The sequence below is a fragment of the Chitiniphilus eburneus genome, from assembly GCF_005048205.1.
In the GTDB taxonomy this organism is placed as follows: domain Bacteria; phylum Pseudomonadota; class Gammaproteobacteria; order Burkholderiales; family Chitinibacteraceae; genus Chitiniphilus; species Chitiniphilus eburneus.
The window spans coordinates 1-8,823 of the sequence record NZ_SUMF01000054.1 but is presented as its reverse complement, the minus strand read 5'-3'; the positions used below and the strand labels follow the sequence as shown (position 1 = coordinate 8,823).

General features: G+C 66.9%; 9 protein-coding genes. 4 read left to right on the top strand and 5 right to left on the bottom strand.

Annotation, left to right across the window (positions count from 1 at the left end; all coding sequences use genetic code 11):
* On the bottom strand, positions 1-1,740 hold a 1,740-nt coding region (gene tssM / locus FAZ21_RS19595; RefSeq protein ID WP_246038795.1), incomplete at its 3' end, for a type VI secretion system membrane subunit TssM.
* A 175-nt stretch (positions 1,741-1,915) separates the two neighbouring features.
* Complete coding sequence (locus tag FAZ21_RS19590) at positions 1,916-2,752, bottom strand: M15 family metallopeptidase (protein WP_246038794.1); 837 nt, start codon at positions 2,750-2,752, stop codon at positions 1,916-1,918.
* Between the two features lie 152 nt (positions 2,753-2,904).
* Between FAZ21_RS19590 and tssJ the strand changes: the two genes are divergently transcribed.
* From tssJ to tssE, 4 genes are all read left to right on the top strand, one after another.
* Positions 2,905-3,474 carry a type VI secretion system lipoprotein TssJ gene (gene tssJ, locus FAZ21_RS19585; RefSeq protein ID WP_136775116.1) on the top strand — a complete coding sequence of 190 codons (570 nt, stop codon included), beginning with the start codon at positions 2,905-2,907 and terminating at the stop codon, positions 3,472-3,474.
* An 84-nt stretch (positions 3,475-3,558) separates the two neighbouring features.
* Positions 3,559-4,908, top strand: a complete 1,350-nt coding sequence (gene tssK / locus FAZ21_RS19580) for a type VI secretion system baseplate subunit TssK (protein ID WP_136775115.1) — start codon at positions 3,559-3,561, stop codon at positions 4,906-4,908.
* A gap of 87 nt (positions 4,909-4,995) precedes the next feature.
* Entirely contained in the window at positions 4,996-5,694 is a 699-nt protein-coding gene (gene icmH, locus FAZ21_RS19575; protein WP_136775114.1) for a type IVB secretion system protein IcmH/DotU, read from the top strand.
* Positions 5,695-5,706: 12 nt separating this feature from the next.
* The gene (gene tssE / locus FAZ21_RS19570) at positions 5,707-6,195 is read left to right on the top strand and encodes a type VI secretion system baseplate subunit TssE (protein WP_136775113.1); all 489 of its coding nucleotides are present in this window, start codon (positions 5,707-5,709) and stop codon (positions 6,193-6,195) included.
* Between the two features lie 40 nt (positions 6,196-6,235).
* On the opposite strand, the gene FAZ21_RS19565 is transcribed toward tssE, so the two are convergent.
* The 3 genes from FAZ21_RS19565 to FAZ21_RS19555 all read right to left on the bottom strand — a co-directional run.
* Positions 6,236-7,009, bottom strand: a complete 774-nt coding sequence (locus FAZ21_RS19565) for an ABC transporter ATP-binding protein (protein WP_136775112.1) — start codon at positions 7,007-7,009, stop codon at positions 6,236-6,238.
* Between the two features lie 19 nt (positions 7,010-7,028).
* Positions 7,029-8,072, bottom strand: coding sequence for a FecCD family ABC transporter permease (locus FAZ21_RS19560; protein ID WP_136775111.1), 1,044 nt, complete (start codon positions 8,070-8,072; stop codon positions 7,029-7,031).
* A partial coding sequence (locus FAZ21_RS19555; RefSeq protein WP_136775110.1) for a FecCD family ABC transporter permease occupies positions 8,069-8,823 on the bottom strand: 755 nt, incomplete at its 5' end. The genes FAZ21_RS19555 and FAZ21_RS19560, both read right to left, overlap by 4 nt.

Here is an 8,823-nt window from a genome sequence, read left to right as displayed (position 1 = left end):
CGGCGCGGCGGGCTGCTCGGGCCGCGCCGGCGCATCGGCCGCCTGCGGCACCGGATCGGGCTTGTCCACACCGGGGCCGGCCTGCGCCAGCTCGACCAGCGAGGCTTCCAGGCGCGTCTTCACCGGGTCCAGCATCACCGTGCGCACGCCGTCGAAATACTGCTTGCGCAGCGACTGCTCCAGCTTGTCGCCCTGGTACAGCCCCATGCCGACCTGCCACGGATGGCCTTCCAGCCGGTAGTGCTGCAACGCTTCCAGCCGGGTCTGCAACAGGGTCAGGCCCTGCAACTGGTCGTACAGGCGATTGGTGGCCACCAGCGTGGTGGCCTTGGCGCGGTCGCCCTCGATGGCGACCAGCATCTTCTGGTTGCCGATGAACGACCAGGTCAGCCCGCCGGCGATCAGCGCCAGCGCCACCAGCCCGGCCGCCATGCCGGCCAGACGCCAGCGGCTGCCGCTGGGCTTGGTCTGACGCGCGATCAGATGCTGGTCGGGGAACAGCACCTCGCGGAACAGATCGCGCAGGAAATAGCTGTACGACGCCGGGGCCTGCCGGGTTTCGAAACCGCTGCGGGCCAGATCGAACTGGCTGGATACGCGAGTGGCGGCGGCAATGCGCGGAATGCCTTCCTGCAAGGCACTGCTGAAATAGAAACCGCGCAGCAGCGGGCGCGCATGGTAGGGATCGTCTTCGTGCAGCAGCTCGACGAAGCGGCAGATCGCATCCTTCAGCGCATGGAACTCGATGGGGAACGCAAACAGCGCCGCCTTGGCGGCATTGCCACGATTGTTGCCCAGCTTCTCCTCGCCGATCTGGCGCAGGCCGCGATACAGCACTTCGAACTGCTGGCCGACCACGTGGCCGATCTTGAAGCCCGCGCCCTGATCATGGGTCAGCGTGGCGCCCCACACGCGGTTGCGATCGTCGTCGCCCGCATCCTCGAAGAACTGGCCGAAACCGCCCAACAGGTCGATCTTGGTGAACACCAGATAGATGGGCACCTGCAAGCCGAAGATATCCTCGATCTCATGGATGCGCTCGCGAATCTGGCGCGCATAGATGGCAAAGCCTTCCGACTGATGCTGCGCCAGCTCGGGCAGGCTGATCGCCACCAGAATGCCGTTGACCGGCGCCTTGGAACGATAGCGCTTGAGCAGCTTGAGGAACTCCAGCCATTCCACGCGATCCTCGGTCTGCGTGGCATAGCGCCCCGCCGTATCGAGCAGCACGCCCTCGGTGGCGAAGAACCAGTCACAGTTGCGGGTACCGCCCACGCCCTGCACACCGTTCTTGTCGCTGAACGGAAAGGTGAGGCCGGATTGCAGGATGGCACTGCTTTTGCCCGCCGCCGGATGGCCGATGATCATGTACCAGGGCAGCTCGTACAGCGCCGCATTGCCGCGCGCCTTGCCCATCTTGGAGGTCTTGAGCGTATCGATGGCGCCCAGCAGGCGCTGGCGCAGCAGATTGACCTCGGCGCGCTTGTCGGCGCTGGCGCCCATCACCGCGTCGTCGGCCTGCCGTTGCAGCATCTTCTCGATCAGCCCGCCCGCGCGATTGGCCAGCATCTGCCCGACCAGCAGCGTCAGCACCCACAGCATCATCACGCCGAAGATCCAGAACAGACGCTTTTCCGAGCTTTCCAGCCCGACATAGGGCCCGATGAACCAGATCAGCAGGATCAGGATCAAAAAGCCGATCGCCGAGGCGACCTTCGCGTTTTTCAACCACCGTTTCATGTGAACAACCTTGCTTTACGTTTTATTCAACGCTGTCTAATCAACGAATCCGGCGCGCGGATCGATGCCGCGCACTCACCACGCCGGAGTGCGGCACAGCACCGCCCCCGGACGAATCCACTCCCCTCCCCCGGCGACGCGGCCTCGCCGCGCGCGTGGCAGTCGTACGGCCCACTCAGCGGCCGCCTCCCGCCTGCTCGGCGGCGAGCCTGGCCACCGAGCCCTTCATCTCGACGTGCCCGTAATCCTTGAACGACCAGCGCCCACCCCAGGTCAGCCCGGCCGCCTCCGCCTCCTCGCCCAGCGCCTGATAGGCCTCCCAGGCCCACGGATCGCGCTCGCTCAGCACGATGCGGCCATCGCGCAGCGGCGCCAGGTCCACCGCCAGCCCGTACTGATGCTTGCTCTGCCCGCCACGCGCCTTGGTGACCAGCACGCCACCGTCGGCCAGCGAATCCTGCCGGTCCGGCGAGCGATAGCCTTCGATCAGCACAATGGGAAAGCCGCGCGTTTCCAGGCGCGCGATCACCGCCAGCACCGTCTGCGTAAAGCGCGGGTCCAGCTTGCTCCAGTCACGGTCGGCGGTGGCCAGCGACGGCCGCTCGCTACTGAGGAACAGCGACGGCGGCAAAGGCGGCGGCGGCACCAGCTTTTCGTCTTCCAGCGCCAGCTGGATATGCCCCTCACGCTCATATGCCTGCGGGGATAAGTTTCGCAGCACGTGATATCCCGCCAGGCGCAAGGTCACCAGGATGATCAACGCCACCAAAAGGGTGGCGATCGCCAGCCAGCGCACCGCCACCCAGTTGACGCGATGCGATGGCGTAACGAAGGCGGCGCGCACTTTCGGCCACCACGGCTCGCGCGGGGGCGCGGGCATCCGCACCGGCTGTGGCGAGGCAGCGGGCACGGCGGTACCGCCGGCGTAAAAAAAGCGCCAGCCCACCCAGCCCAGGCTGAGAAACACCCCCAGCATCGGCAGCAACACCCACCAGATATTCAACTGCGACATAACAAAAGACAATCTTTAGAAAGGAAGGCGTCAACTAACGGTGTACATCCGCATCGATAAGCAGATGATTATTAACAGTCCCGTTACACTTGCCGAAACGTGTGGGCGCTAATGTATAATATCCGCTCACAATTATCAAAAGGGAGTAGCCAATGAGGCGTAATCAAACCCCCAGCACTGTAAGAAATATCGCCAAAAACGCGTTTTTATGTGCCGTGATTGCGTTTGGCCTTGCCGCATGCGCAAGTGGACCGAAAGAATATCCGATCAGCGGCACAGCCGACCCGATCATCAACCGTGACATCAACGGCCGCCCGCTTTCCATTGTCGTTCGCTTATATCAACTGAAAGACAAGAACGAGTTCAACCGGCTGACATTCGATGCCGCGGCCAGTGGCAAGACCGATGCCGAGCTGTTCGGCGACGAACTGATCGCCCGCACGGAAGTGCAGTTGATCCCGGGCGCCACGCAGAATGTCACCGACAAACTGCTGCCCGAGGCGAAGTACCTGGGCGTGGTGGGCTACTTCCGTAAGCCGGACGCGCAGAACTGGCGCTTCCTGGTCGAAGCCGACGCGGTGCGCAGCAAAGGGCTGAGCTTCGTGGTGCAGGATTGTTACCTGAAGGTCACCAAACCGCAGCCGACACTGCTCCCTGGGCAGTCCGCCAACTATAAGCCGGAGTGCACGGCCATCGCGCCGGCCAAACCCGCCAAGCGTTGATCGACGGCGCCTGTCCGGGCGTGGTCCGGGCGGGCGCGATCCGAACCGGCGCATCGCCGGTTTCTCTTTAGGTACACACCAAGAATGCTCAAGGCCAAGCGTGTACTGTGGGGCGAAGGCATGTTCCTTCGCCCGCAGCATTTTCAGCAGCAGGCTCTGTTCGGCGACAACGCCGTGGCCGAAGCGCTGCAATCGATCCGGCGGCATGCCTGGGGGCTGCGCTCACTGGAGCTGGATCACGCCGCGCTCAAGAGCGGGCTGATCCGCGCCGACCAGATGAGCGTGACGTTTCACGACGGCACCCAGTTCGCCGCCCCGGCGCGCGAGCCGCTGCCGCTGTCGCGCGATCTGAACGACATCCCGCAGGTGGGCGTGGAAACCACGCTGTACGCCTGCCTGCCCAACCTGAACCCCTACGGCGGCAACACCGCCGCCAGCGACGCCGCCACCAGCCGGCCATCGCGCTACCGCAACGCGCACGCCAACGTCGCCGACCTGTATACCCAGGCACTGGAAGCCGATCTGACCACACTGGAAATGGACGTGCGGCTGATGGTGGACGAGGAAAACCGCGACGGCTACGACTCGGTGCCGGTGGCGCGGCTGACCAAGGACGCCACCGGCCAGTGGCGCGCCCAGGAGGATTACCTGCCGCCGATGACCACCGTCGGCGCCAGCCCGCTGCTGACGCGGCTGATCCGCCGCCTGCTGGACATCCTGCTGGTCAAGAGCGAAGCCCTGGCCGGCGCGCACCGCGAAAAAGCGCGCAACGTGATGGAATACGGCACCACCGACATCGCGTCGTTCTGGCTGCTGCACACCGTGAACCGCAACTTCGCGCGGCTGAACCACCTGTTGCACGCCGACCCGCTGCACCCGGAAGAGCTGTACATGGCGCTGGCCGAGTTCTGCGGCGAACTGCTCACCTTTTCCAGCATCTACACCCTGGCCGACCTGCCGCCGTACCGCCACGACAACCTGGCCGATACGCTGCCCAAGCTGGATGAACAGATCCGCGAACTGCTCGATACCGTGATCTCGGCGCGCTACACCGTGATCCCGCTGACCCAGCCCAAGCCATCGTTCTACATCGGCCGCCTGGAAAGCGACCGCCTGCTGGACAACGTCGATTTCTACCTGTCGGTGCAGAGCGACATGCCAGCGGCGCAGGTGATCGAATCGGTACCGTTCAAATTCAAGGTCGGCGCGCCGGACGACGTGGAGAAAATCCTCAACTCGGCGTTGCGTGGCGTCAGCCTGTCGCACGCGGCGCAAACGCCGTCGGCGATCCCCGTGCGCGTGGGCAACCACTACTTCGCGCTGGAACCGCGCGGCGACATCTTCCAGCGCATGCTGCAATCGCGTTCGGTCTGCATCTATGTACCGCAGACGCTGGCGTCATTGAAGATCGAGCTGATTGCCGTATTCAGGTAGCGGGGGCACCCCGCTTGCCTTGTCGGCGGGGCCCGAACCTTTTCATCAACGTAGTCGCTCACCCCATGTGAGCACCAAGAGATCGCCATGACCCAGACCATCGCCGAAGCCAGTCATCCGCTCGCCGTGGAAACCCCCGCCGCCCCCGCGCTGCGCGACCTGCTGGAGGACGGTATCTATCTGCTGTTCCTGCTGCGCGACGGCAACCCGCCCAATTCGTCGGCCGAATTCAATCGCCGTGTCGATTCCTTCCTGGCGCAGTTCGACAAGAACGCGCGCAACTTCGGCAAGCCGGGCGAGGCCATCGAACAGGCCAAGTATGCGTTCTGCGCGCTGATGGACGAGATCGTGCTGTCGTCGGAGTTCCCGCTGCGCGAGGAATGGGAACGCATGCCGCTGCAACTGCGCCTGTTCGGCGAGCATCTGGCCGGCGAAGGCTTTTTCGACCGCCTGGAAATGCTGCGCATGGACCCGGCCAAGAACGTCGAAGCGCTGGAGGTCTACCACACCTGCCTGTTGCTGGGTTTCCAGGGCAAATACCTGCTGGAAGGCACCGAAAAGCTGGGCTATCTCAGCCACCGCGTCGGCCAGGAAATCCAGCACGTGCGCGGCGGCAAGGCCGAGTTCTCGCCGAACTGGAAGCTGCCGCACCGCTTCCAGAGCTTCGTGCGCAACGAATTGCCGCTCTGGCTGTACTTCGCGCTGCTGTCCATCGTGGCCGTGGCGATCTTCGTCACCTACCGCATCCTGCTGGGCAACCAGGTGGATCGGTTCCTCGGGCTGTAGGAAGCCGCGCCGATGAGCTACGCGCGCCGCCAGACCGTCTCGCTGCCGTCGGTGCTCGACCGGCTGCTGGACGATGCGCCGGACAACCCGCAGACGGGGCGCCAGGCCTACTTCGAACTGCCCGACTTCAAGGCGGCGATGGCGCGCGACCTGGAAGCGCTGCTCAACACCCGGGTGATGGAACACGAAGAACTGTTCGAGCAGCATCCGCTGGCCGCCGATTCGGTGATCACCTTCGGCATCCCCGATCTGTCCGGCCTGAGCTTGCTGAACCCGGACGACCGCGAGCTGCTGCGCGAGCGCGTGCGCAAAGCCATCGAATGCCACGAGCCGCGCCTGACCCGGGTGCGCATCACGCTCGATCTGCCGCGCGAAACCGAGCGCCTGCTGCGCTTTCGGGTCGATGCTGTGCTCAAGGTGCATCCGCACCGCCCGCCGGTGTCGTTCGACGCCACGCTGCAACTGTCGTCCAACGTCTACAAGATCAGAAGCGACCCCTGACGGCGGGCCGGCATAGCCCGCGCCCGAACCTCGCCACGGCCTATGCCACCACCGGCACCACCACCGGCGCCCCGTCGTCCGGCGCGGCGATCACGTGCGCATCGATGCCGTACAGCGTGCGCACCCGTTGCGCCGTCACCACCGAACGCGGCGCGCCATGGGCCAGCACCTTGCCATCGTGCAACGCCACCAGCGTATCGGCATAGCGCGCGGCGGCGGCCAGGTCGTGCAGCACCATCACCACCGTACGCCCCGCCGTGGCCAGGCCGCGCACCAGCCGCAGCACCTCCACCTGATGCCCCAGATCGAGCATGCTGGTCGGCTCGTCCAGCATCAGGATCGGCGTCTGCTGCGCCAGCACCATGGCCAGCCAGGCGCGCTGGCGCTGCCCGCCGGACAGGCGCTCCAGCGGCCGCGCCGCATGGTCGAGCATATCGGTTTCGCGCAGCGCTTGCGCCACGGCGGCCTCGTCCTCGCGCGACCACTGGCGGAACAGGCCCTGATAGGGATAACGCCCGAAGCCCACCAGCGCCTCGACGGTGATCCCGGCCGGCGCCTGTGGAAACTGCGGCAGCAGGCCCACGCGGCGCGCGGCGTCACCGGGGCGCATCGCCCACAGGTCCTCGCCATCCACCAGCACCCGGCCGGCGGCCGGGCGATGCAGCCGCGCCATGCTGCGCAGCAGCGTCGATTTGCCGCAACCATTGGCGCCGACGATGGCCACCACCTCGCCGCTGGCGATGACAAGGTCCACCCCGGTCAGCACCGGGCGCTCGCGGTAATCGGCCTTCAGCCCTTCGACGTGCAGATTCATGCTTTATCCTCGTTCGCGCTCAGGCACGGCGCCCCCGCTGGCCGAGCAATACCCAGAGCAGGAACGGCCCGCCCAGCATGCCGGTGACGACACCGGCCGGGATTTCCACCGGCGCGGCCACCAGCCGCCCCAGCGTATCGGCCGCCAGCACCATAAAAGCGCCCATCAGGCCCGCCGCCGCCAGCGGCAGCGATGCCGGCCCCGCCAGCGCCCGCGCAACGATGGGCGCGGCAATCGCCACGAAACCGATCGGGCCGGCCACGCTGACCGCCAGCCCCGCCATCGCCGCAGCGATCAGCAGCGCCGCCAGTTGCACGCGCGGCAGGCGCACGCCCAGCCCGCGCGCCAGATCGTCGGACAAGCCCAGCATGCCCAGCGTGCGCACCCACGGCAGCAGCATGCCCAGCAGCAGCAACAGGCCCAGCGCGGCCGGCAGCGCCACCGCATAGCCGCGCCCGAGCAAGCTGCCGACGCTGAAGACGAACAGGCCGCCCGAATGCATCGCCGGCAAGGTGGCCAGCACCAGATCGAAACCGGCTTTCAACAGATTGGCCAGCGCCAGCCCCACCACCACCACGCGATAGCCCTGCGAACCGATGCCGCCCGCCGCCACCAGGATCAGCAACACGGTGACCAGCGCGCCGGTCAGCGCCAGCCACCACGGCCCCAGCAGCCCGGCCGGGCTCCACAGCAGCGTCAGCGCCATCGCGAACGAGGCACCATCGTTGATACCCATCATGTCCGGGCTGGCCAGCCGGTTGCGCGCCAGGGTCTGCAACATCAGCCCCGCCACGCCCAGCGCGGCGCCAACCAGCAGCGCGGCCAGCAGGCGCGGCAAACGGATCTGCCCGATCAGGAAATTCAGCCAGCCCGGCGCCTGCCCGGTCAGCGCCCGCCACAGATCGGGCGGGGCAACACGGGTATCGCCCAGGCAGAGCGCGGCCAGCGCCAGCGCCAGCAGCGCCGCCGCGCAGGCCAGCGTGGCGACGAACTGCCGGCGCGGCAGCCGGATCGACCACGCGCGATAACGGGCAACCAGATACAGGGAGCGGGTGGCGCTCATCCCTCCGCTCCGGTCCGGGTCAGCGACAGCAACGCATCGCTGCGCACCATCCAGATCACCAGCGGCGCGCCCACCACCGCCAGCACCGCGCTGGCCGGCGCTTCGAACGGCGCCACCAGCACGCGGGCGGCGATATCGGCCGCCAGCAGCAACAGCGCGCCGAATACCGCGCTGAACACCAGTTGCACGCCGACGGCGATGCCGCCGAGCGCGCGGGCGAAATACGGCGCGACCAGGCCGAGAAAAGCCACCGGGCCGACCAGCGCCACCGAGGCACCGGCCAGCACACCGGCTGCCAGCACCGCCAGCAGGCGGATGCGCTCCGGGTTCAGGCCCAGCCCGCGCGCCTGATCGTCGCCCAGCGTCAGCGCCGCCAGCGGGCGCCGGAGCGGCAGACAGGCCAACGCGCCGGCCGCCAGCACCGGCAGGCCAGTCCATAACAACGACGGCGTCAGCCGCGCCAGCGACCCCATGACCCAGAAGCGGAACTGATCCAGGCTGTCCTGGCGGCTGAGCAGCAGAAAAGCCATCAGACCGTGGCAGGTGGCGGTGAGCGCAATGCCGGCCAGCACCAGCCGCAGCGGCGACGCCTCGCCTTCGCCGGCGCGCGCCAGCAGCAGCACCAGCACGCTGCCGGTCAGCGCGCCGCCCAGCGCCCACGCCATCTGGCCCGGCAGGCCAAGCTGCCCCAGCAACGACAACCCCAGCGCCACGGCAAAGGCGGTTGTCCACCCCGATGACGCGGTTGCTG